Source organism: Pseudomonas aphyarum (genome assembly GCF_028657055.1).
Taxonomy (GTDB): domain Bacteria; phylum Pseudomonadota; class Gammaproteobacteria; order Pseudomonadales; family Pseudomonadaceae; genus Aquipseudomonas; species Aquipseudomonas aphyarum.
This window is the reverse complement of the sequence record NZ_JAMDGS010000001.1, coordinates 62,591-85,840: the sequence shown is the minus strand read 5'-3', so window position 1 is coordinate 85,840 and position 23,250 is coordinate 62,591. Positions and strand designations below refer to the sequence as shown.

At 60.7% G+C, this 23,250-nt stretch carries 24 protein-coding genes, 1 tRNA gene and 1 pseudogene; 17 read left to right on the top strand and 9 right to left on the bottom strand.

The features are described 5' to 3' along the window. Positions 1 to 82 precede the first annotated feature (82 nt). The gene (locus M5G18_RS00365; protein ID WP_207986066.1) at positions 83 to 508 is read left to right on the top strand and encodes a cupin domain-containing protein; all 426 of its coding nucleotides are present in this window, start codon (positions 83 to 85) and stop codon (positions 506 to 508) included. 69 nt (positions 509 to 577) lie between these two features. Here M5G18_RS00365 and M5G18_RS00360 read toward each other — a convergent pair whose 3' ends face one another. Further along, positions 578 to 1,195 carry a LysE family translocator gene (locus M5G18_RS00360; RefSeq protein ID WP_273896723.1) on the bottom strand — a complete coding sequence of 206 codons (618 nt, stop codon included), beginning with the start codon at positions 1,193 to 1,195 and terminating at the stop codon, positions 578 to 580. Positions 1,196 to 1,261: 66 nt separating this feature from the next. Between M5G18_RS00360 and M5G18_RS00355 the strand changes: the two genes are divergently transcribed. After that, positions 1,262 to 2,173 carry a LysR family transcriptional regulator gene (locus tag M5G18_RS00355; protein ID WP_273896722.1) on the top strand — a complete coding sequence of 304 codons (912 nt, stop codon included), beginning with the start codon at positions 1,262 to 1,264 and terminating at the stop codon, positions 2,171 to 2,173. 769 nt (positions 2,174 to 2,942) lie between these two features. On the opposite strand, the pseudogene M5G18_RS00350 reads toward M5G18_RS00355, so the two are convergent. After that, positions 2,943 to 3,453: pseudogene (locus M5G18_RS00350) on the bottom strand (TonB-dependent siderophore receptor); the annotation flags it as partial. A gap of 70 nt (positions 3,454 to 3,523) precedes the next feature. Here M5G18_RS00350 and M5G18_RS00345 point away from each other — a divergent pair. Both M5G18_RS00345 and M5G18_RS00340 read left to right on the top strand, forming a co-directional pair. Next, entirely contained in the window at positions 3,524 to 3,778 is a 255-nt protein-coding gene (locus M5G18_RS00345) for a hypothetical protein (RefSeq protein WP_273896721.1), read from the top strand. Between the two features lie 20 nt (positions 3,779 to 3,798). Beyond that, entirely contained in the window at positions 3,799 to 4,239 is a 441-nt protein-coding gene (locus M5G18_RS00340) for a hypothetical protein (protein WP_064596053.1), read from the top strand. An 86-nt stretch (positions 4,240 to 4,325) separates the two neighbouring features. On the opposite strand, the gene M5G18_RS00335 is transcribed toward M5G18_RS00340, so the two are convergent. Beyond that, positions 4,326 to 4,871, bottom strand: coding sequence for an NADAR family protein (locus M5G18_RS00335; protein WP_273896720.1), 546 nt, complete (start codon positions 4,869 to 4,871; stop codon positions 4,326 to 4,328). Positions 4,872 to 5,016: 145 nt separating this feature from the next. Then, positions 5,017 to 5,817, bottom strand: a complete 801-nt coding sequence (gene sseB, locus M5G18_RS00330; RefSeq protein WP_273896719.1) for an enhanced serine sensitivity protein SseB — start codon at positions 5,815 to 5,817, stop codon at positions 5,017 to 5,019. A gap of 146 nt (positions 5,818 to 5,963) precedes the next feature. On the opposite strand from sseB, the gene M5G18_RS00325 reads away from it, so the two are divergent. After that, complete coding sequence (locus M5G18_RS00325; RefSeq protein WP_273896718.1) at positions 5,964 to 6,329, top strand: hypothetical protein; 366 nt, start codon at positions 5,964 to 5,966, stop codon at positions 6,327 to 6,329. 144 nt (positions 6,330 to 6,473) lie between these two features. Here M5G18_RS00325 and M5G18_RS00320 read toward each other — a convergent pair. After that, positions 6,474 to 6,561 (bottom strand) — tRNA-Ser (locus M5G18_RS00320). Between the two features lie 122 nt (positions 6,562 to 6,683). Between M5G18_RS00320 and M5G18_RS00315 the strand changes: the two genes are divergently transcribed. Beyond that, the gene (locus M5G18_RS00315; RefSeq protein WP_007955123.1) at positions 6,684 to 7,355 is read left to right on the top strand and encodes a Bax inhibitor-1/YccA family protein; all 672 of its coding nucleotides are present in this window, start codon (positions 6,684 to 6,686) and stop codon (positions 7,353 to 7,355) included. 72 nt (positions 7,356 to 7,427) lie between these two features. Here the strand turns inward: M5G18_RS00315 and M5G18_RS00310 are convergent, their stop codons facing one another. Both M5G18_RS00310 and M5G18_RS00305 read right to left on the bottom strand, forming a co-directional pair. Continuing rightward, positions 7,428 to 7,754: a YceK/YidQ family lipoprotein gene (locus tag M5G18_RS00310; protein WP_273896717.1), complete on the bottom strand. Its 327-nt coding sequence runs from the start codon at positions 7,752 to 7,754 to the stop codon at positions 7,428 to 7,430. A gap of 39 nt (positions 7,755 to 7,793) precedes the next feature. Then, the gene (locus M5G18_RS00305) at positions 7,794 to 8,231 is read right to left on the bottom strand and encodes an Lrp/AsnC family transcriptional regulator (protein WP_007955121.1); all 438 of its coding nucleotides are present in this window, start codon (positions 8,229 to 8,231) and stop codon (positions 7,794 to 7,796) included. A 140-nt stretch (positions 8,232 to 8,371) separates the two neighbouring features. Here M5G18_RS00305 and M5G18_RS00300 point away from each other — a divergent pair, with 140 nt between their 5' ends. After that, positions 8,372 to 9,265 carry a DMT family transporter gene (locus M5G18_RS00300; protein WP_273896716.1) on the top strand — a complete coding sequence of 298 codons (894 nt, stop codon included), beginning with the start codon at positions 8,372 to 8,374 and terminating at the stop codon, positions 9,263 to 9,265. A gap of 3 nt (positions 9,266 to 9,268) precedes the next feature. On the opposite strand, the gene M5G18_RS00295 is transcribed toward M5G18_RS00300, so the two are convergent. Together M5G18_RS00295 and M5G18_RS00290 are read right to left on the bottom strand one after the other, a co-directional pair. After that, a complete protein-coding gene (locus M5G18_RS00295; RefSeq protein ID WP_273896940.1) occupies positions 9,269 to 10,309 on the bottom strand; it encodes an FUSC family protein in 1,041 nt (346 codons plus the stop codon). A 46-nt stretch (positions 10,310 to 10,355) separates the two neighbouring features. Next, positions 10,356 to 11,981, bottom strand: coding sequence for an NADP-dependent glyceraldehyde-3-phosphate dehydrogenase (locus M5G18_RS00290; RefSeq protein ID WP_273896715.1), 1,626 nt, complete (start codon positions 11,979 to 11,981; stop codon positions 10,356 to 10,358). Positions 11,982 to 12,275: 294 nt separating this feature from the next. On the opposite strand from M5G18_RS00290, the gene M5G18_RS00285 reads away from it, so the two are divergent. From M5G18_RS00285 to M5G18_RS00240, 10 genes are all read left to right on the top strand, one after another. Further along, positions 12,276 to 12,638 (top strand): c-type cytochrome, encoded by a 363-nt coding sequence (locus tag M5G18_RS00285; RefSeq protein ID WP_273896714.1) that lies wholly within the window; start codon positions 12,276 to 12,278, stop codon positions 12,636 to 12,638. A gap of 76 nt (positions 12,639 to 12,714) precedes the next feature. Then, positions 12,715 to 14,043 (top strand): D-arabinono-1,4-lactone oxidase, encoded by a 1,329-nt coding sequence (locus tag M5G18_RS00280; RefSeq protein ID WP_273896939.1) that lies wholly within the window; start codon positions 12,715 to 12,717, stop codon positions 14,041 to 14,043. Between the two features lie 74 nt (positions 14,044 to 14,117). Further along, the gene (locus M5G18_RS00275) at positions 14,118 to 15,326 is read left to right on the top strand and encodes a DSD1 family PLP-dependent enzyme (RefSeq protein WP_273896938.1); all 1,209 of its coding nucleotides are present in this window, start codon (positions 14,118 to 14,120) and stop codon (positions 15,324 to 15,326) included. 295 nt (positions 15,327 to 15,621) lie between these two features. Then, positions 15,622 to 16,248 (top strand): transposase, encoded by a 627-nt coding sequence (locus tag M5G18_RS00270; RefSeq protein ID WP_074690888.1) that lies wholly within the window; start codon positions 15,622 to 15,624, stop codon positions 16,246 to 16,248. Positions 16,249 to 16,303: 55 nt separating this feature from the next. Then, positions 16,304 to 17,899, top strand: a complete 1,596-nt coding sequence (locus M5G18_RS00265) for a ShlB/FhaC/HecB family hemolysin secretion/activation protein (protein WP_273896713.1) — start codon at positions 16,304 to 16,306, stop codon at positions 17,897 to 17,899. Between the two features lie 14 nt (positions 17,900 to 17,913). Next, on the top strand, positions 17,914 to 19,713 hold the full coding sequence (locus M5G18_RS00260; protein ID WP_273896712.1) for a DUF2341 domain-containing protein: 1,800 nt from the start codon (positions 17,914 to 17,916) through the stop codon (positions 19,711 to 19,713). An 11-nt stretch (positions 19,714 to 19,724) separates the two neighbouring features. Next, positions 19,725 to 20,150, top strand: a complete 426-nt coding sequence (locus M5G18_RS00255; RefSeq protein ID WP_007955109.1) for an ExbD/TolR family protein — start codon at positions 19,725 to 19,727, stop codon at positions 20,148 to 20,150. 3 nt (positions 20,151 to 20,153) lie between these two features. Continuing rightward, entirely contained in the window at positions 20,154 to 20,858 is a 705-nt protein-coding gene (locus M5G18_RS00250) for an energy transducer TonB family protein (protein WP_179695186.1), read from the top strand. Positions 20,859 to 20,897: 39 nt separating this feature from the next. Next, the gene (locus M5G18_RS00245) at positions 20,898 to 22,595 is read left to right on the top strand and encodes a putative porin (RefSeq protein ID WP_273896711.1); all 1,698 of its coding nucleotides are present in this window, start codon (positions 20,898 to 20,900) and stop codon (positions 22,593 to 22,595) included. Positions 22,596 to 22,611: 16 nt separating this feature from the next. Then, positions 22,612 to 23,241 carry a DNA repair protein gene (locus M5G18_RS00240; RefSeq protein ID WP_085604179.1) on the top strand — a complete coding sequence of 210 codons (630 nt, stop codon included), beginning with the start codon at positions 22,612 to 22,614 and terminating at the stop codon, positions 23,239 to 23,241. Positions 23,242 to 23,250: the final 9 nt, after the last annotated feature.

The window sequence follows — 23,250 nt, the reverse complement described above, 5'->3', positions numbered from 1 at the left end:
CCCCGACCTCAGGACACATCCCGCGTACATGCCTCGCCCAAAGTAGTCGCCGACACACCACTACTTCCAAGAGGGCAACACCATGCGCCGCACACTTCTGATGACCGCTGCCGCCGTACTCGTTTCGCTGACCGGCCTCGCCCACGCGGCTGACACCCAAACCGCCGCCCCGGCGAAAAGCTGGCAGCAGGGCCTGAGCCGTACCGATCTGGTTCGTCAGGATCTGGGTGCTGCGGATCGCGAAGTGATCCAGGCTCGCGTCGACTTCGAACCGGGCGTCACGTCGCCCAACCATGCGCATCCGGGGGTGGAAGTGGCTTACGTGATCAGCGGCACGTTCGAGTATCGGCTGGAAGGCCAGGCGCCGGTGACGCTCAAGGCGGGGGATTCGCTGTTCATCCCGGCGGGTGTGGCGCATATCGCGAAGAACGTCGGCAACGAAAAGGGCTCGGAGCTGGCGACTTACATTGTGAAGAAGGGCGAGCCGCTGCTGATTCTCAAGCAGTAACGTCCCGCCAGAATGAAGAAGGCCTGCCGATGTGGCAGGCCTTTTTGCGTCTGATACCCAGCGGCCTGCTCAGCGAGAACGCTGAGCGAGTGTCAGCAAAACCCCGAAGCTCACGAGCAACCCGCCAAACGCCCGGTCAATCCACTGCCGCGCGGCCATTAGCCTCTCCCGCACGCTCCCGGCCGAAAAGCACAGCGCAACCAGACTGAACCACGCCACGTGCGCCCCTGCGATGAACAGCCCGTAGGCGATTTGCGTTGTCAGGCCGGTGTCCGGTCGCACGACACCCATGAACAGACTGACGATGAAAATCGATGTTTTCGGGTTCAGCGCATTGGTGAGAAAACCCGTGCGCAGCGCGGCCAGATCCGACAGGGCCGGTGGCGCTGCGTCCAGCGGCTGATCGTCGGGCTGGGCGCGAAGCATCTTGATCCCCAAATAGATGAGATACGCAGCGCCCGCCAACTTCAGCGCCGTAAACAGCCACGGCGTTTGTTGCAGCACCCATCCCAACCCCAGCAGCGTATAGCTGACATGAACCAGCACCCCCAGACCAATGCCTACCGCCGTAAGAACGCCGGCGCGTCGCGAAAGCAGCAAACCGTTGCGACAGACCATGGCGAAATCCGGCCCGGGGCTGATGCAGGCCAGCAGGGTGATGGTGATTACAGCTATCCATTCGCTCATGGTGGAACCTTGGGGTGGTTGGTGATAGAAAGCGATGTTTACAGATCCTGTGCGCTGGAACTAACGATGATTTCTGACGTAAATGGTGACTTTGACTCACTGTCTTCCGAGGCGCGGTTGCCGTCGCTGCTTGCGCTGCGCTGTTTTGAATCCGCTGGCAGATTCGAAAACTTCGCCCGTGCGGCGGATGAGTTGCACCTGACGCCCGGCGCGATCAGCCGGGCCGTGCGCTTGCTGGAGGAGGATCTGGGTGTTGATCTGTTCGAGCGGCGCCAACGCAGAGTTTTCCTGACGGACGCAGGAAGGCGTCTGTTGAAAGCCGTGAGTGAAGGGCTCGGGGTGATGCACCAGGCGGTGCGCGAGATTCGCAGCGAAGCGCGCCGCACCCGGCGGCTGGTTCTGTCCTGCGAACCCACGCTGTTGATGCGCTGGCTGATCCCGCGCTGGAACGACTTCCTGACGCAACATCGCGGCCCGGACATTCATCTGGTGGCGGGCGGTGGGCCCTTTTCATTCGAGCAGGGGATCGATCTGGCGATTCGGCGCGACGACTTTCCTCGTCCACCCGGTTATCACGCTGAAAGGTTATTTGCGGAGAAGGTCGGCCCCGTCTGCCGACCCGAAAAGGTTGCGCAATGGTTTGACGGAAAACAGCTGCATGCCTCGGCGCCGTTGCTGCAAACAACCAGCCGCCCCACAGCGTGGCAAGAGTGGGCGAGCGCCAAAGGCCAGCCCGTTCCCGCGACGGAGATGCAGTCTTTCGAGCACTTTTATTTCAGCCTTCAGGCGGCCGTCGCTGGCCTGGGTGTGGCCATCGGCCCGTGGCATCTGGTTCGCGACGATCTCCAGAGCGGCGTATTGGCCGCGCCATCCGGGTTTGTTGAAGACGGCTCGTATTATTGCCTGCTGTGTCCCGCACCTCCCAAGCCCGGCAGCCTTGAGATGGAACTGGTTGAATGGTTGCGTTCGGTGGGGTGAGGTTTGAGAATGCCTTCGCGCGGTTTACCGGTCATTCGCCCGAAATTCCATTGATCTACATTGCTCAGGGATGAGTCATGAACAAGCTGCTGTGCTTCGCCTTGAGTCTTTCAATCATCACCTCGTCCATGGCCGGCTGCGCGACAGCACCACCGAAGCCGCAAGCGGTGGTCATTGGCCCTGAGGCCTATGGCTACACCCTGAATCAGCCGTTGACCGATGAAGAGTTCAAAGCTGTCAACGATACGGGCGCCAAGTGGGGATTCGGCGTGCGCGTGTTCAAGCGTGACGACGGGCAGGGTGGCGTGCTGCAGGTGTACCTCGACAGCAAACATCGCCCCAAGCTTATCGAATACATCAGTCACCCGTTCGGCACCAAGGATGAATGCGTGGCCGAATCCGATGCGCGGGTAGCCGAAATGAAGGAGCGGGTACTTGCCTACAACAAAGCGAACCGCCTGCCTGAAAACGCAGGACGTCTTCAGTACTTGCCGGGTGAGCGCTACGTCAGCGTGGGCGCTTTTGGCTGTCGGGTTCGTCAGGGGGATCCGCGCGATGTTTACCGCTACGACATGCAGATACTCGAGCAAACGGGAACGGATACGCCAAAGCAAGGCTTGGGTGACAAAGTTCACGACGCTTACGGTAATGCCTGGATGGCGGTTTTTGTGGTCGTGCTGTTGCCGTTTGTATTGATCGGGGCTGCCGTTGATGCCGTTTCCGATTGACCGCTGAAGCCGGCCGGCGGCAGGGAGGTTGGCGGGGTTGGCGCCTTGCTTGAGGCGGTAGTTGCCGCCATCGAGCAGCTCGACGTCGTTGTACATGCGGCTCTGCCAGGAGATGTTGCCGCCCACGCGCAGTTTTTCCAGCGGGCCCTGGAAGTTGTAGCGGGTGGTCAGTTTGAACAGGTGTTCCGGCGTGTCGGTGTCGAACTGCTTGTTCACGTTCTGCGGGTTCGCCTCATCCTTGATGGTGTGCGTGCGGGCATAGGTGTAGCCGCCGATCTGCCAGTTGTCGGTGAGCGCGCCTTGCAGTTCGAAGTCGATACCCTGGCTGCGGATCTCGCCGGAAGCTTCATAGCAGGACGACTGCCGGCAGTTCGGTACGAACACTTGTACCGCGCGGTTTTCCTGATTGACACGGAACACGGCGAGGCTGGCATTCAGCGCACCGCCCAGGTATTCGCCCTTGATGCCGACCTCGTAGTTCTTGCCCACGATCGGTTTGACCGGGTTGCCGGAGGTGTCCTTGTTGCTCTGGGGCGTGAAGATGTCGCTGTAGTGTCAGGGTTTTTTACAGCGACAAAGCGATTCGTGAAAAAAATGTGAAATCGCGCAACGGGAGAGGGCGATGGGCTGGAGTTATTACGGAACCGCCCAAGCACGGCCCTTGCAGCGCAGACAGCCGAAAAGCCGTTTGTCAGTTTCCAATGCAAACCAACAGGTTGGCGTCTACTTTTGTGGCCGGGTCAGCCAAATGACAGGAGAAATTCTGAAGTCATTGAAGCGAATTCAAGCTGGCCCCGTGACGTTGATTTCAGGATGGATCTTGAATGAGGCGCGGAGCGTCGCTCAGGCGATGCCTTATGGAAACCCGCGCCTTTGAACTCGTTAAGGAGAACGCAGATGGCAATCAGCCGAGTCACCGAAACAACCGATAAAACAGCACTCGTCCAAGCCGAGGTGTACCGCTGGTACAACCTCTTTTTTCCGTGGTCGCGCGGCGTGGCTTCCCAGTCGGAAGACGCGATAAAGCCTTTGTACGATGCCCTGGCGAACGATTTCCGCGTAGTGCTTACGGACGGTCAGATCATGGACCGGGAGAACTACTGGGAACGCCTTTGGGGCCTGCACGGCAAGCGTGCCGGAAGCCCCGAATCGCATATCATCAATCTTTCGATCACGCCGCTTCCCGGTGATTTCTTCCTGACGGTTTTCGACCTGGTCAAGAACGGGATCACCAAGAAGAAAGTCGACTCGGCGCTGATGCGCCTCGATCCGGATTCGCCGTCGGGAATCTCGTGGATTTACGTCCACGAAAGCGAACATGAGACTTCGTTCGCGTAAGGTGCGCGATTACCCGGTCGCGGTGTTCAACGCCGCGACCGGCTCGCCTGGCGCTAGCGAGCCGGGAAGCCCCATCAATTGACCAATCAGCTTTCGTCGCGAACCTGCATAAGCGCGAACCCCAGCAGATTCAGGCCTTGCCACAGATTGGGGTTGCTCGCGTTTTCGTGATCCTGAGCGAGCCCGATGCCCCAGATGCTATCAACTGGACTTGCCTCAACGATGATGCGAGAACCGGTGCCCTTGAGGAATGCATGCAACTCCGGGTTTTGCGCGAACTTGGCCTGGTTGGCCCGGACGACGATTGCATATCGGTGTTGCAGCCATTCTTGTTCGTTGAACCCGCGCACCTTACGGCCAAGTGCTTTCGCTGCATTGGGGGTAGGCGCCTGGAGCACTTGAGCACGAATGTCCTGATCGCCGAACAGGGCGGCCTTCTCGGCCATCATGTAATGCTCGGCAGTCGCGTAGCGTTGCCCGTCGATAACGAATTCGGCTTCAAACCACTGGCTGAAACACGAAGCCGTGACGCCATGCTTGCTTCGCTGGTGTCCCCAGAAAAACGCGTATTCAAGCGCCTCTCCAGCGTTGAAGCGCGAGCGGAGGTCTTCCAGATACTTTGAATCTTGCAATGCGGCTTCCTCAGCAGTCGGATTTGAGGTGAGAGGTTTATCAAGTCGGACCTGGGTAAAACTCAATCAATGGGTTTACTTGTTTTCGCTGGTCACAGTTTTCTCGGCACAACCCTCTGCACCGTTAGCGCGGCTTTGTGCTTCGTCACGCCTTGCCAAAGCCAAACAATGAACGCAACCAGCCTGCCGACTTCCGTTCATAAAAGGGGGTGGTTTGCTTGAGGAAGTAATCGCCAAGGCCCGGATCACCTTCTTGAACGCGGTACAGATCCACGGGTTCGCCATCCGGAGCGGTGTCTCCGGCAACGTTACCGGCTTCGAGCATGACCCGTTCAATATCGCCTTGCGCTTCGATACCAACGACCAGATGAGGCTTTTGATCAGACGATGCGTCATGCATCAACACCAGAAACGCACGCTTTACGTTGCGATGTTTGGCGAGTAACCGAGTGAGCGAGTTGACCATTTTCGACGGATATTGCGACGGCTGTCCGAGGAGCACTCGGGTGTCTTTTTCGACGGTGCGCTGCACCGGCTTTTGACCGATCTCATCGGAGAGCAGATGGCGCACTTCCTCAGGGAAAAACTCTTTACCGTAAGGAGACTTCGGATTGAGGAAAAGCGGGGTACCCAGTGTGATTTCAAACAGCGACCGGGCCGGGATCTCTATGTAGGACTCTTCGCTGTCTATGGATTTCTGTAACGTTTGCAACGACGAAAAAAACGGGATGACCGCGCTGCCGTCGGGCTTTTGCCAATGCGCGATGCTGATGTTGCTGCCAGCCTCAAGGTTTGCCGGGCCATCGCCAGTGCCTGTCGCGCCGAGGACGTAGACGCTGGAATTCAACAGCGTCGTGAAAAACTCAGGTCGGTTGGCCGGTTCATCCGCTGCCAGCCTGAGTGACTTCTCGAGGGTGTTTTCTTGCTGGGTATCCATGATGTCCATCGGCAGTTCCATCAAAACAGACAAAAAGAATGCGCAGTTTTTCACGCGGCTGTGAAAACGGAAAGGACAGGATCATTAGTTCTGAATGTATAGAGGGTGATGTTATTATGGTGGCCACCACCAAATCAGGGTTTTAGAGGGATCTTATGCAGTCGTTTTTATCGAAGACTTTTGGCGGGCTGACAACCAGCTACTACATTCGGCAGCTAATTTTCGGATCGCTGTTTGCGATTCTGATTTTGTCGCTCGCTGCCCACAGCTCGACCGGCCTGATGGCTAAACCAGGTCTGATTGTTATGTCGATCATCTGCACGCTGCTTTATCCCTATTCTCGATTCGTATACGAGAGTGTGGTGGGGTACGTGATGGGTGAGAATGTGTTCTTCGTGAACGCTATCCTTATGCTCATGGTGAAAGGCTTCACTATGGCCATGTGCTGGTCGTTCGCGATTTTCATTGCTCCTGTCGGACTCGCATACCTGTATTGGCACAACAGCCGACAGATTTCTTGAGTGCGAAAACCCAGCGTAAGAGCTGGGTTTTTTTATATGCGGGATCAGTCAACTGTCTTGGGAGCGCATTTTGGCTGGAGCAGATTTTTCAGAACGCCAGAAACGACAAAGCCCTGAAAATTCAGGGCTTTGAAGTACTAAATATGGCGGAGGCGATGGGATTCGAACTCATGGACCTGTTACAGTCGACGGTTTTCAAGACCGTTGCCTTAAACCACTCGGCCACACCTCCGTTGCGTTGCGGGCGCCATAATACCTGAATGAAACACACTGTCAAACTCTGTGCATGGCTTGTTACAGAGCGTCTGTTATGATCTTTGCGACTGAACGTTTCAAACCAACAGGAGTGTCGCCATGCGCGAACAGGATTACGCAGTTCACAACAGCGTGCAGGCTGAGCAGCTAGAGGTTAGCCGCGTCCTGCGCAACACTTACGGTCTACTGGCGCTCACCCTCGCATTCAGCGGTGTGATGGCGTTCGTGGCCCAGCAGATGCGGGTCGGCTACCCGAATATTTTCGTGGTGCTGATCGGTTTCTACGGGCTGTTCTTCCTCACCAACAAGCTTCGTGATTCCGCCTGGGGCCTGGTGTCGGCGTTTGCCCTGACCGGTTTCATGGGTTTCCTGCTCGGCCCGATCCTCAACCGTTACCTGGGCATGCAGGGCGGCGCTGAAGTGGTCAGCTCCGCGTTCGCGATGACTGCGCTGGTGTTCGGTGGCCTGTCGGCTTACGTGCTGATCACCCGCAAGGACATGAGCTTCCTCGGTGGCTTCATCACCGCCGGTTTCTTCGTCCTGCTGGGCGCGACGCTGGCGAGCATGTTCTTCCAGATCAGCGGCCTGCAACTGGCGATCAGCGCAGGTTTCGTGCTGTTCTCGTCGGTCTGCATCCTGTTCCAGACCAGCGCCATCATCCACGGCGGCGAGCGCAACTACATCATGGCGACCATCAGCCTGTATGTATCGATCTACAACCTGTTCGTCAGCCTGTTGCAGATCTTCGGCATCATGAGCCGCGACGACTGATCGCTGCACCGCTATAAACAGAAAACCCGCGAAAGCGGGTTTTTTGTTGCCTGCGAAAAAGGGAGCAGTCGATCAATTGATCTCGATGCTGCCGTCGGCCTGTTGCTTGTAGATCGTGTAGGGCAACAGCAAGGTATCGAGTACTCCCGACACGGCCGCATCGACCAGCAGACCCGGTGTCGCGTTCTTGTAGTTGAACGCGTCGACGTCATCCGGCTTTTCGGCGTGCAGCATGCAGAAGTCGTAAGTCACGCCACTGTAGATACGCGGTACAGCGCCGCAGTAGGATTTGTTCGCTTTCAGCTGATCGGTGGAATGCTTGTCACTGAATGCCACGGTCTGCACCGTCCCGCACCCAGCCAGCATCAACGCCGTCAGCATCATTGCCTGAATTTTCATGCCGCCAATCCTTCGCCGGAAAAACTCAATCTACGCCGCTCAGGCCATCGGCGGCAATCGACGTTTCACCGGGGTCTTCTTGACGATCGCTGTATTGGTTTCTGCCAAGGTATTCAACCGGTCGAGCAAGGTGTCCAGCTGTTCCATCGAGCGCACATGCAGGCGGGCGATAAAGCAGTCCTCGCCGGTGACCTTGTCGCACTCGGTGAACTCGGGAATCGACATGATCTGCCGCTCGACTTCCTGGAGCTGCCCCGGCAATGGCCGCACCCGGACAATCGCCTGCAACTGGTAACCGAAACATTTCGGATCGATCTCCACGGTGTAGCCCTTGAGCACTCCGCGTTCTTCCAGCCGCCGCAAACGCTCGGCCACGCTCGGCGAGGACAACCCGCTGATCTGCGCCAGCGCCTTGAGCGAGCGCCGCGAATCCTCCATCAAGGCCCCGATCAGGATCTGGTCGATATCGTCGGTCATACAAAAAAACTCCCGCATTAGGCGAATGACGCAAACCACCCTTGATAAAAAAGGCAGAAATCGAGTTTAGCCTGCTTTTTGCGCTGGAGAAGCCCCGGTCTCGCTTGGCATACTTTTGCCACACATTAAGGAGATTGATGATGGACAAAACAATCCGTCGCGGCTCATTTGAAATGACCGCCGCCATGCTGATATCCGGGACCATCGGCTGGTTCGTGCTGGTGTCAGGGCAACCGGTGCTGGACGTGGTGTTCTGGCGCTGCGTGTTCGGCGCCGGGACTTTGCTGCTGATCTGCGCCGCGTTCGGGTTCCTGCGCCCAGGCATTCTGACCCGCACCACCTTCCTGCTGGCGGTGCTCAGCGGGGTGGCAATCGTCGGCAACTGGGTGCTGCTGTTCGCCTCCTATTCACGGGCCTCGATTGCCATCGGCACGGCGGTGTACAACGTGCAGCCGTTCATGTTGGTGGGGTTGGCGGCGCTGTTTCTCGGAGAAAAGATCACCCTGCAGAAGCTGTTCTGGCTGGCGATTTCTTTCATGGGGATGCTGGCCATCGTCAGTGCCCATGGCGGGCCGGGCGAGGGCGGTAATGATTACCTGATGGGGATTGCGCTGGCGCTGGGGGCGGCGTTTCTGTACGCCATCGCTGCTTTGATCATCAAGCGCCTGACCGGCACACCGCCGCATCTGATTGCGCTGATCCAGGTCTGCACCGGCGTGCTGTTGCTCGCGCCGTTCGCGCATTTTTCAGCAATGCCCGAGGCGCCGAGTGCCTGGGCCAGCCTGGTGACCCTGGGCATCGTCCACACCGGTCTGATGTACGTGCTGCTTTATGGTGCGATCCAGAAACTGCCGACCGCATTGACCGGCGCGCTGTCGTTTATCTACCCGATCGCGGCGATTTTCGTTGACTGGTTTGCCTTCGGCCACCAGCTGCAAACCCTGCAATGGATCGGCGTGGCGGCGATCCTGTTGGCCGCTGCCGGCATGCAACAGGGTTGGGGCCTGAAGGCGCGGCGTCTGGCCGCGCAGTAAACCTCAGATGTTCCAGCGCGGCGCAGTCTTCGCCAGGCGCTGGCGCATCTCGCCGACGTTGGCCGCCAGTTGCCGGGTCAACAAACGGTAGCCGTCCAACGGGCTGTAGACCGGCGTGTCGAGGCTGGCGTCCGGCAATTCCACCGGACGTCCCAGCCGCTGGACCGCGCCGGACTTCAACGCTCGGGCCATACCGATCAATTGCACGCGAATATGCCGGTGCTCAGCCTTGAGCGCCGCTTGCAGGTGCGCCATGGCGTCGGGGTCGTTGGCGTCCGGGCGGATGTTGCCGAGGATTTCCAGGGTGCTGATGCACATGCGCAGGTTGCGCTGGATCGCGTCCAGTTCGGTCATCGAGACTTTGACTTCCTTGGACACCGACGGCATCAGCGAGCGCAGTTGCACCATTACCGCGTTCAGCCGGCTCATCAATTTCAAGTGTTCGTCGGCGGTCACCGGTTGGCCACCAATGATCCGTCCGTACACGGTGGCGCAATCGCGCAGCGCGTCGGCCAGGTTGTAGCGCCACGAGTACACCGCATACAGCGGCAGGGCGAAGGAAAAGGCCAGGGCCAGGGCGATACCGATCAGGATATCGACCCCGCGCCACAGCCCGTCGGTGATCGGGTTGTCGCCATGCCCGGCGACAATAAAAACGGTGATGGCCGACAGCAGGGCGGTGTAGCCGCCCTTGCCGATGGCGTGATACGAGAAGAATCCGCACACCACCGCCATCGCAAAATAGGTCAGCCATGGCATGCCCAGCCATGCCTGTTGCGCCACTATCAACAGACCAACGCCCGCACCGATCAAGGTGCCGGTGGCGCGTTCCGCGGCTTTCTTGCCGATGTTGCCGTGGTGCTGCAAACCGCCGATCACCACCAGCATGGTCACCGACGCCCATTCGCCGTGGGGCAGATTGATGCCGGTGGTCAGCAGGATCGTCGCCAGCAACCCCAACGCCACTCGCACCGCATGAATCGTGCGTGCATGGCGGTAACGCCGATACGGGTCGAGCAACGGCCGCAGGATCCGCCGCAACAGCGGCGGCCAGCGGTGGGGGCTGAAAGTGCTCAGCGCTGATTCCTCCTCAGAAGATGTAGTCGGTGGCGATGAAGTTCGAATCGCGCCCGCGAATGATTTCGCTGATCAGATCCTTGTTGGGTTCCTGGAACTTGGTTGCCACCAGCGTACGGATCGAAAACACCCTCAGCGCATCGTGTACCGACAGCGTGCCCTCGGCGGAGTTCTTGCGCCCGTTGAACGGGTACGTGTCCGGGCCGCGCTGGCACTGGGCGTTGAGGTTGATCCGCCCGACCTGGTTGGCGAAGGTGTCGACCAGTCGGCCGACCGCCACCGGGTTGGTGCCGAAGATACTCAGTTGCTGGCCGAAGTCCGATTCCAGCACGTAGTCGATCACGGTATCGAGGTGACGGTACGGCACGATCGGCACCACCGGGCCGAACTGCTCTTCCTGATACACGCGCATCTGCGGCGTCACCGGGTACAGCACCGCCGGGTAGAAGAACGAGGCCCGCGCTTCGCCGCCATTCGGGTTGACCACCTGGGCGCCTTTGCTCTGCGCGTCGGCCACCAGCCCGTGGAGGTAATCGACCTTGCCCGACTCCGGCAGCGGCGTCAGCGAAACTCCGCTGTCCCACGGCATGCCCGGTTTGAGGCTGGCCAGCTTGGAGTTGAATTTCTCGATGAAGCTGTCCACCACATCTTCATGCACGAACAGGATTTTCAACGCGGTGCAGCGCTGGCCGTTGAACGACAGCGAGCCGGTGACTGCTTCGTTGACCGCGTTGTCCAGATCCACCTCGGGCAGAACGATGCCGGGGTTCTTCGCATCCAGCCCCAGTGCGGCACGCAAGCGGTGCGGTTTCGGGTGCAGTTTCTTCAGGTCGCTGGCGGCCTTGTTGGTGCCGATGAAGGCGAAGATATCGATCTTGCCGCTGGCCATCAGCGCGCTGACGGTCTCGCGGCCGCTGCCGTAAATGACGTTGATCACGCCGGTCGGGAAGCTGTCGCGGAAGGCTTCAAGCAGTGGCCGGATCAGCAGTACGCCGAGCTTGGCCGGTTTGAACACCACGGTGTTGCCCATGATCAGCGCCGGAATCAGCGTGGTGAACGTCTCGTTCAGCGGATAGTTGTAAGGGCCCATGCACAGCGCCACGCCGAGCGGTACGCGGCGGATCTGGCCGAGGGTGTCCTGTTCCAGCTCGAAACGGCTGGAGCGGCGGTCGAGTTCTTTCAGCGCATTGATGGTGTCGACGATGTAGTCGCAGGTGCGGTCGAACTCTTTTTCCGAGTCCTTGAGGTTCTTGCCGATTTCCCACATCAGCAGTTTCACCACGGCGTCGCGCTGTTGGCGCATGCGCCCGAGGAAGGCTTCGACGTGCTGGATGCGTTCGGCCACGCGCATGGTCGGCCACAGGCCCTGGCCCCGGTCGTAGGCGCGGACGGCGGCGTCGAGGGCGGTGAGGGCGGTGTCGGCGTCCAGCAGCGGCGTGCTCCCGAGGATCACTTGTTCGTCGCCATTGTCGCCGTGCAGATAGACCGGGCTGCGCACGGTGGCGAGCGGGCCGTCCCAGCGGCGCAACTCGCCATCGACCAGGTATTCGCGTTGCTCGACCTGACCGTCGAGGCGGTATTTTTCCGGGATGTCGCTGACAGAAGGGAACAGGTTGCCAAGGATGTTTGCTGTGGTCATGTCGCTACCCCGTAGAAGATGTCGGCGGGCCGATTGGAAAAGGCTTTACAGGTTATACGCCTGAATTCACTGAAATTTAAACCCGCAAATGTCACGGGAATGTCACGCAAAGGCGCAGAGCAGAGGGCTGGCAACATCAGTTCCCAAAGAGTTTGTTGTTTGCACCCGGTCCCGAGCCGAGTCCTGACTGTCCCCGGATGCCCCCTTCACTGGCCCGCAATGCCCTCAACCCGCCGCCGTCGCTGCCTTAAGGTGTGACCACAACAATAAGCGGCACCTCACGCGAGGATCTTTATGCGGGCATCCCGATTCACCTGGCTGCTGATGCTGGCCGTTGCACTGGCCGGTTGTGGCGAAGACGCCAAACCCACGACCTCATCCGGCATCGCCCGGAGCGCCATGCCTTCCGACCCGGCGCTGGCGCAGATCTACGCCAACAGCTGCCAGCTCTGCCACGCCAACCCCGCCGCCAATGCGCCGCTGACCGGTGACCGCAAGGCCTGGGAGCCGCGTATCCAGCAGGGCGCCGACACGCTGCTCGACCATGCCATCAACGGCTACAACGGCATGCCGCCGATGGGCCAGTGCGTCGAGTGCTCGGAAGAACAATTCCTTCAGTTGATCGGCTTCATGGCCGACCAGCCGCTCCCACAATAAGGATCCTGGCATGCCGATAGATCTGACACGCCGGCAGTTGTTGCACCGGGCAAGCATCGTCGGCGCGTTCAGCGCGCTGGCTTCCAATCCGGCGCTGGGTCAGTTGATGCGCGCGCCGCGGCTGATTCCCTGGCGCAACTGGTCGGGCGGGCAGAGTTGCCTGCCGGCGGCGCGGGTGGCGCCGAAAAATCTGGATGAACTGACGACGATCATTCAACTGGCCCCCGGCAAGATTCGTCCGGTCGGCTCGGCGCATTCCTTCAGCGCTCTGGTGCCCACCGACGGCACATTGTTGTCCCTGAGCTACTTCAACGGTCTGCTCGATCACGACCCGAAAACCCTGCAAGCCGAATTCGCCGCCGGCACGCCGATGTCGCGCATGGGCACGCCGCTCAAAGACATCGGCCAAGCCCTGCAAAACATGGCCGACATCGATTACCAGACCCTCGCCGGGGCCATTTCCACCTCGACCCACGGCACCGGCAAAACCTTTCAGTCCTACTCGGCCCACGTCTGCGGGATGCAACTGGTGACCGCCAGCGGCGAGGTGCTGGACTGCGACAGCCAGCGTCATCCCGAAGTATTCAACGCCGCCCGGGTGTCACTCGGCGCACTCGGCGTGGCCACCAAAATCCGCCTGCAAAACCGCCCGGCCTATCGCCTGCGGGAAACCCAATGGATCGCCAAGACCGAAGAACTGCTGGAAGACCTGGACAAGAACACAAGCGAAAACCAGCACTGGGAAATGCTCGTCGTCACCCATTCCGACTACGCCTTATCGATCGCCCTCAACGAAACCACCGACCCGCCCACGCCGCCGATCCCGCCTGAAGAAGAGGGCGGCAACGAGTTCGTGACCTTGATCGAGAAGATCGACAAGTACGGCAGCGATTTCCCGGGTCTGCGCAGTTCGCTGCTCAACAGCCTGCGGCATCTGGCGAGTTTCGACGACCGGGTCGGCGACTCGTTCGACATCTACGCCAACGTGCGCACCGTGCGCTTCAATGAGATGGAATATTCGGTGCCCGCCGAACACGGCCCGGCCTGCCTGCGCGAGATTCTCAAGCTGATCCGCGACAAGGACCTGCGCACCTGGTTTCCCATCGAGTATCGCTACGTCAAGGCTGACGACATTCCGCTGAGCATGTTCGAAGGCCGCGACAGCTGCTCGATCTCGGTCCACCAGCATTACCAGATGGACCACCACAACTTCTTCGCCGCCGTCGAGCCGATCTTCTGGAAGTACAACGGCCGCCCGCACTGGGGCAAATTGCACACGCTCAATGCCCGCACATTGCAAACGCTCTATCCGCGCTGGCAGGAATTCATTCAGGTACGCCAGGCGCTGGACCCGAGCGGCAAGTTTCTCAACGGGCATCTATCGTCGATTCTGGGGGTGAGCTGATGGCGGTCAATCGACGTAACTTCGTGCTCGGTGCGTTGGGTGTCGGCGCCTTGCTGGTGGGGGTTGGCGCATGGTTGAGGCCTGGAGATCGCGGCGGGCCTTACAGCGAATATTTCCGGGCGCTGAACAACCAACTCAAGACCAAAGGCCCGATGCGCCCGGTGTTGCTGATCGACCTGGATCGCCTCGACCACAACATCGACGTGGTGATGCGCTCGGTCAAACGCGCGGGCAAGCAGTTGCGGCTGGTGGAGAAATCCCTGCCGTCACCGGGGCTGCTCAGCTACATCGGTCAGAGGGCAGGGACGCAGCGGCTGATGTCGTTTCATCAGCCGTTTCTCAATCACGATGCGGTGACGTTCCCGCAGTCCGACATTCTGCTCGGCAAGCCGTTGCCGGTGCGCTCGGCAGCGCTGTTCTATCAAACCCACAAAGGCCCGTTCGACCCGACGAAGCAACTGCAATGGCTGATCGACAACCCCGAACGCCTGCAGCAATACCTCGCGCTGGCTCAGGGTTTGGGCACGCGGATGCGGATCAACATCGAACTGGATGTCGGTCTGCACCGGGGCGGCGTCAGCGATTTGAACGTGCTCGGGCAGATGCTCGCGCTGATCGCCGCCAACCCGCAGCACCTGGAGTTCGCCGGGTTCATGGGCTACGACCCGTTCGTGGGCATGGGCGTGCCGGGGATTCTCGGTTCGCCCGAGGAACTGTTCGCCAAGGTGATGGTGATTTATCAGCGCTGCGTGGATTTCACCCGGCAGCAATATCCGGCGCTGTGGCATGACGGCTTGTGCCTGAACACCGCCGGCAGCCCGAGTTATCGCATGCATGAAAACGAAAGCCTGAGCAGTGAAGTGTCGGTGGGGACGGCGATGCTCAAGCCGACTCATTACGATCTGCCGTCGCTGGTCGAACACGAGCCGGCTGCGTACATCGCAACGCCGGTATTGAAAAGCACGGGGGCGGTGAATATTCCGGCGCTGGATGACAAGTCGAAGCTGTTTTCGTGGTGGGACACCAACCAGCGCCAGACCTTTTTTATCTACGGCGGCAACTGGATGGCCGAGTTTGAGTCGCCGCCAGGATTGCAGAGCAATGGCGTTTACGGCCGTAGCTCGAATCAGGAGATGGTCAACGGTTCGAATGCCGTGGGGCTGACGGTGGAGGATCAAGTCTTTCTGCGGCCGACCCAGACTGAAGCCGTTCTTCTGCAATTCGGTGATTTGCTGGCGGTGCGCGGCGGCAAGATCGTCGATACCTGGCCGGTGTACGCCTGATCTGCTGACTTCTTAGGAACTACACAAAACCCTGTGGGAGCTGGCTTGCCAGCGATGACGGTGTGTCAGCCAAGTAAATGTTGCTGACCTGACGCCATCGCTGGCAAGTCGAATCGTCGCACCGCAGCTCCCACAAGTTCTTCATCGCCCGATCAATCTCACTCCAATTCTGTAATGAAGCTTTTATGACAAAAGTTCGGTAGCACATCGCCAGTCCGGTCATGCCTATGTAACGCGCTTGAGGGGCCCTTTGGGCGCTTTTCACAAGCCGAGGCGGGACGCCGGGAGTGAGGCAATGGGGACTATGGAACGCTACTCGAAAGTGGGCATGCAGGAACTCGATCAACGCCTGTCGAAGATCGTCGAAGCCGCGCGCAAGAAGCCGGTTTCGGTGTATCGCTACGGCGCGCCGTGGGTCTGGATCGTGTCGCAGGATGACTGGCAGGGCGCCTTGAAAGAGGTCTCCAGCTACATTCCGCCGGGGCATTCGCTGGTGCTGCTGCGCCCGCAGATCGACGACCTGCTCGACGCCCACCGCGACCTCCTGCACGACCTCAATGCCCAACCCGGCATGCTGATCGCCCCGCAGACGGTCATGCACATCCTGCTCCTGCAACTGCTGTATTCGGTGCCCAGCGAGCAGCAGCTTTATGAACAGCTCAATTACAACCTGCTGTTCCGCTGGTTCGTCGGCCTGGGCCTGAACCAGAAAGTCTGGAGCTTCAACGTCCTCAGTCGCGACATCGCCACGCTGCTCAACGAGCCGCGTGCGGTGCAGCTCATCCAGAAAATCATCGGTGAAGTGTTCTGCGGCGCGCTGCTGCAAATGCCCGAGTTCTCCTTGAACTTCGCGCTGCTGCACACCTGGCTGGGCAAGCACACCGGGGCCTGCACTTCAGCAATCAAGAACGCCAGTAACTGACGCACACGCATGGCGCATGAGCGCCAACAGGTCATCGCGAATTTCAGGGGGTAGTGTGGATCAGATTTTCACGTCACGGCTGGCGCTGTGGGGCTGGCTGCTGGTGACGGCCGGCGCGCAGCCGGCGTTCGCCGATGAGGCCGGGAACGCAGCGGCGCAGCGTCTGGTGGACGTCAATGAATACTTCGTGCGCGGCAACACCGTGCTCGATGCACGGGCGATCGAAGAAGCGGTCTACCCCTTCCTCGGCCCGCAAAAAGCCTTGAGCGACATCGAAGGCGCGCGGGATGCCTTGCAGAAGGCCTATCAGGAACGCGGCTACCAATCGGTGTTCGTCGAACTGCCGGAGCAAGCGGTGGCCGACGGCATCGTCTACCTGCAAGTCAGCGAAACCAAAGTTGGCCGGATCCGCGTGGTCGGGGCCAAACACTATTCGCCGCTGGACATCCGCGACAACGTCCCGGCGCTGAAGGAAGGCGAGGTGCCGGACTTTGCCAAGGTCCAGGGCGAACTGGCGCAACTCAACAAGACCCCAGGCCGGCAGGTAATGCCGCTGGTGCGCGAAGGCCAGCGCCCCGGCACCATGGACGTGGACTTGCAGGTCGAAGACCAGAACCCTTGGACCGCCAGCGTCGGGCTGAACAACGACTACAGCGCCGACACCGAAAAATTGCGCACCGTCACCAGCCTCGGCTACAACAACCTTTGGCAGTTGGGGCACAGCGTCAACCTGACGTTCTTTACCGCGCCGCAGGAAACCGACAACGCCAAGGTCTGGTCGGGCTCGTACACCGCGCCGCTGACCGAGCGCTGGAGCGTGCAGTTCTCCGGTTACCAGTCCGACAGCAACGTCGCCACCATCGGCGGCAGCAACGTGCTCGGCAAGGGCCATTCCTACGGCGTAGCGGCGATCTACACGATCCCGTCCAGCGGCAACTGGTCGAACTCGCTGTCGGCGGGCATCGACTTCAAGGACTTCGACGAACGCCTGACCCTGTCCGGCGAAAGCGACAAGGTGCCGCTCAAATACGCGCCGTTCACCTTCGCCTACAACGGCTATCGCTACAGCGAAAAGAGCCAGCTCGGCCTTGGTCTGAGCCTGGTCGCCGCCACCCGCAGCATCTTCGGTTACGGCAGCTCCGACGAAGACTTCGACTACAAACGCTACCGCGCCAACCCGAGTTTCGCCGTGCTCAAGGGCGATACCAACTTCACCTGGACCTTCGACAGCGACTGGCAGAGCGCGAGCAAAGCCGCGTTCCAACTGGCGTCCGGGCCGCTGGTTTCCAACGAACAATTCTCCGCCGGCGGCGCCACTTCGGTACGCGGCTATCTGGCGGCCGAACGCACCGCCGATGACGGCTTCCTGCTGAGCGAAGAGCTGCGTACACCGTCGCTGGCCAAGTACGTCGGCGGCTGGATGCAGGACTGGCGCTTCTACGCCTTCGCCGAAGGCGCGCAACTTTACCTGCGCGACGAATTGCCGGACCAGGACGCCAATTACGCCCTGGCCAGTGTCGGCCTCGGCACCCGCGCCAGCCTGAGCAAATGGCTGTCCGGCAGCCTCGACTGGGGCTATCCGCTACTCGAAGGGCCGAACACCTCGAAACAGGAATCGCGCCTGCACTTCAACCTTCAGGCCACTTTCTAACAAGGAGCACCTCCATGCAGCGCCTTTTCCTTTCGTTGTTGATCTGCCTGGGCTTCGTGCTCCCGGCCACGGCTCAGGCCTGGTGGCAGGACGACTGGCATTACCGCAAACAGATCGCCGTCGACACCACGCCGCAAGGTGCCGCGATCAATCAGGCCCTGGGCCGCACCGCGTTGCTGGTGCGCCTGCACACCGGTAATTTCACCTTCGACGGCGTGAAAGAGGACGGCTCGGACCTGCGCTTCGTCGCCGCCGACGACAAGACCGTGCTCAACCACCAGATCGAAAGCTTCGACGCGCTGATGGGCATGGCGCTGATCTGGGTAGACGTGCCGAATGTCGAGGGCGGTCAGCGTCAGGACATCTGGATGTACTACGGCAACCAGAAGGCGCCGGCCACCGGCAACGGCCAACTGACGTTCGATCCGAATTACACCGCGCTCTATCACTTCGACGGCGCCACCGGCACCCCGGCCAAAGACACCACCGCTTACGGCAACACCGCGCAGAGCGCGACCGGCGCCGCCATCGACGGCGTAGTCGGGCGGGCCTTGCAGTTCAGCGGTCAGCCGTTGCTGCTGCCGGCCAGTCCGTCGTTGCAGCACAACGCCGGCAGCGCGTTCACTTTCAGTGCCTGGCTGCGTCTGGATCAGGCCAATGGCGAACAACTGATTCTGGCCCGCCGCGAAGGCGCCAACAGCTTGCTGGTTGGTGTGAATCAAGGCGTGCCATTTGTGGAAATCGATGGCCAGCGCGCCGTCGCTACGCAACCGTTGAATCCGGACCAATGGCAGCACGTCGCACTGACCGCCGAAGGCGCCAAAGTGACGCTGTACATCAACGGTCGCGAGGGTGCGACGCTGGCTCAAGCGATGCCGGCGTTCAACTCGGTCATGGCCATCGGTGCTGATCTGCACGAAGGTCCTTTCCAGCCGTTCGTGGGCGCCATCGACGAACTGCGCCTGTCGAAAGTCGCCCGTCCGGCGCCGCTGCTGCTGGCCGACGCCACTTCCCAGGGCGCCGAATCGAAACTGGTCGCCTATGGCGTCGATGAAGAACAGTCAGGCTTCGGTTTCGGCAGCCTCGGCTTCCTGCTCAACGCGGTACCGGTGGATGCCTGGGTGATCATCGCGGTGCTGGTGCTGATGATGTTCCAGTCGTGGATCATCATGCTGCGCAAAAACCGCACCCTCAGCCGCGTCACCGCCGCCAACGAAGACTTCCGCGTGCAATTTGCCAAGGTCGGCACCCGCCTGGAAATGTTCGCCGACGACACCCAGCTCGCCCAGCGTTTGCAGCACTCGCCGCTCTGGCGCCTGTATCAAGTGGCGGTGAAAGAGATCCGCACCCGCCGCGAGCAGGGCGCCGATACCTCGTCGGTTTCCGCCGCAACCATCGAAGCGATCCGCTGCTCCATGGACGGCGTGCGCACCCGTGAAAACCAGCAGCTCAGCTCGAAACTTTCGACCCTGTCCAACGCCATCGCCGGCGGCCCGTACATCGGCCTGCTCGGCACCGTGCTGGGGATCATGGTGGTGTTCCTCGGCACGGCCATGGCCGGCGACGTCAACATCAACGCCATCGCGCCGGGTATGGCGGCCGCCTTGCTCGCCACGGCCATGGGCCTGTTCGTCGCGATCCCGGCACTGTTTGGCTACAACCGCCTGATCACCCGCAACAAGGAAGTCAGCGCTGACATGCGCGTGTTCGTCGACGAGTTCATCACCCGTCTGGCGGAGATGCACGGCGAAGGCCAGTCCAGTGAAGCGGCGCATCAGCGCGGTCATCACGCCAATCACTCCGTACCGGCCTGAGGAGCACTGACATGGCGTCCGTAAATGCCTCCCACGACGATGACGAAGATGCCGCAGTGGACAGCATCAACATCACGCCTCTGGTGGACGTGCTGATGGTGGTGCTGGTGATGTTCATCCTCACCGCCACCGCGCAGGTCTCCGGGATCCAGATCAACCTGCCCAAGGCCAGCGCCGCCGTGTCGCTGTCCGAGGCCAAGACCAAGGCGATTTCGGTCAACGACGGCGGCCAGGTGTTCCTCGACGCCTACCCGGTGACGTTGCCGGAGCTGGAAGAACGCCTGCGCATCGAGAAGGCGCAGAACCCTGACTTCCCGGTGATCGTGCGCGGCGACGCCACGGTGCAGTACCAGAAAGTCATCGAAGTGCTGGATCTGCTGCGCCGGCTCGAACTGTCCCAGGTCGGTCTCGTTACCGGCAAACCGACGCAGGGCTGAGTGATGACTGCACAACTGCCAATCGAGCCTTTGCCGGTGAAGAAGTCCCCACTGCGCTATGTGAAGTGGGGCGCCGGGCTGCTGCTGGGCGCCGTTGCGGCGTTCCTGTTGTGGCAGTGGGCCAACGACATGAGCGGCATCCGCCGGGAAGCACCGAAGGTGCCGACGATCATTCCGTTGCCGCCACCGCCACCTCCGCCGCCGGAAAAACCGCCGGAGCCGGAAACTCCGGTGGAAGAAAAAATCGTCGAGCCCGAGCCAACGCCCGAGCCGCAAGAGGTCAAGCCCGAAGAAGAAGCACCGCCATCGCCGGCGGACGATCTGGCCAACCCGATGCAAATGGACGGCGACGCCCAGAGCGGCAGCGACGCCTTCAACATTGGCGCGGGCAAGGGTGGCGGCATGGCCGGTTCCGGCGGTGGGCGATTGGGCAACGGCACCTACAGCCAGTTCCTCGCGTTCACCTTCCAGAAGCTGCTGCGCGAGAACCCCGACCTGCGCAACCTCGCGTTTTCGCTGCAGGCCGATGTGTGGCTGAGCAGCGTCGGCGAGATCACCCGGGTCGAACTGATCAAGTCCAGCGGCAACCCCGAGATCGATACGCAAGTGCTCGCCGCGCTGCGCAATGCGCCTGCTTTGAGCGAGCGGCCACCGGCCTCCATCACCTTGCCTGTGCGCATGTCCCTGCAAGGGCGGCGTCCGGGTTAACCGAATTCATAAAGCTGTATGAAAAGGAGTTGTGTGCAGATGATTTCCAACGTGAATCGATTGTCCCTGGCGGTCGGCATGGTCATCGCGACCCTGGTCGGTCAGGCCGCGGCAGCGCCTGCGCCCTCGGAGAACGCCACGATCAATCTGATCCGCTTGCTGGTCGAGCAGGGCATTCTGAAACAGGACAAGGCCGACGCACTGATCGCCCAGGCGCAGAACGAAGCGGCCCAGGCCAAGCAGGCTGCGGCGTCCACCGCCGTGGCCGCCGGGCCGGTCGCCGCACCGGGCGATGTACGGGTGCAATACGTGCCGGCCGCAGTGCGCGACCAGATCCGCGATCAGGTCAAGGCCGAAGTCATGGCCACCGCCAAACAGGAAAACTGGGCCGCGCCCAACACCTTTCCGGACTGGGCGTCGCGCATCAGCTTCGACGGCGACATCCGTCTGCGTGACGAGTCGCGCTACTACTCGGGCAGCAACAGCAACGAAATCGTCGACTTCGCCAAGCTCAACAACAACGGCCCGTACGACGTGAACCCCAACAGCAGCACCGCGTTGCCGCCATTGCTCAACACCCGCGAAGACCGCGAAAACCTGTTCCGCCTGCGCGCCCGCCTGGGCATGAAAGCAGTGATTTCGCCGGAATGGACCGCCGGCATCCGCATCGGCACCGGCTCGGACAACAACCCGGTGTCGACCACCCAGAACCTCGGCGGCGGCTTCTCGAAAAAAGACATCTGGCTCGATCAGGGCTACCTGACCTGGAAGCCGTCGGATGAACTGACCCTGACCGGTGGCCGGTTCGCCAACCCGTTCATGTCCACCGACATGCTGTATTCCAACGACCTGAACTTCGACGGCGTGGCGGCGATTTTCGACCACAAGCTCAGCCGCGACTGGGGCGTGTTCGGCACCGTCGGCGCGTTCCCTGTGGATTACACCAACGACACCACCACCAGCAACGGCTTCGACAAGGAAGAAAGCGACAACAAATGGCTGTACGGCGCGCAGATCGGCGCCAAGTGGGCGATCAACAGCAACAACCGCTTGAAAGGCGCGCTGGCCTACTACCGCTTCGACGACATCGAAGGCCAGCGCTCCAGCCCCTGCGAACCGTGGGCCGGCGCACCGGGCTGCGACAGCGACGGCACCCGCGCGGCATTCATGCAGAAGGGCAACAGCGTGTTCCTGCTGCGCGACATCACGCCGAACCCGCTCAACCCGAGCACTACGCCGCAGCCGCAATTCGTTGGCCTGGCCTCCGAGTTCAACCTGCTCGACCTCAACGTGGTGTGGGACGCCGACCTGCCGGAAGACTTCAAACTGCGCAGCCAGGGCAACTACATCCACAACCTCGGTTACGACGAAGGCGACATGCGCAAGCGTTCGGCGGGGCAGATCGTCAACAACCTCGACAGCAACGGCAACATCGAAAGCGGCGCCAATGCGTGGATGGTCCAGTTCACCCTCGGCAACGCGCTGGAGCTGAAGAAGCAGGGCGACTGGAACCTGTTCGCCGGCTACAAGTACATCCAGCCGGACGCCTTGCCGGACGGCTTCAACGATTCGTCCTTCCACCTCGGCGGCACCAACGCCAAAGGCTACTTCCTGGGCGGCAATTACGGTCTGGCGAAGAACGTCTACGCCACCGGCCGCTGGCTGAGCTCGGAGGCGGTGTATGGCGCGCCGTTCGACATCGACGTCATGCAGCTTGAGATCAACACGCGCTTCTAAGCGCCGGGAGAGGGTTATGAAAATCCGCTTTTTATGGCTTGGGCTCGGGATGTTGATCGCCACCGGGGCGAGCGCCGAAGGCATGGAGGAACGACTGCGCACCCAGTTGCGCAGCACCACCCAGCAGCTGCAAACCCTGCAAAGCCAGCAGGCCCAGGCCAGCGCCGCGCAACTGGCGGCGCAGAACGAAGCCAAGGCTGCACAGGCGCAAATCAAGCAACTGACCGCCGAACTGGCCAAGGCCAAAGGCCTCGCCGAGCAACTGGCCGGGCAGCAGCAAAGCCTGCACAGCCAGGCCCAGGCGCAAGTCGCGGCCAGCAACGAGCAGACCGGCAAGTTCAAGAAAGCCTATGACGAGCTGTTGGTCATGGCCCGTGCCAAAGAGGCAGAACGGTCTAAGCTTCAAGCGCAATTGACTGAACGTGACACACAAGTGCAGCAATGTTCGGTCAAGAATCAGCAGATGTACGGCGTTGCCAAGCAGATTCTCACCGCCTACGAAAACATCGATGTGGCCGAGGTGATGAAGATCCGCCAGCCCTTCGCCGGCAGTGCCCGGGTCAAGTTCGATGAACTGGCTCAGGGCTTTGGCGACGAACTGTACAAGACTCAATTCGATGCGCCGCAAGCCGCGATCGCGCACTGATTAAAAGAC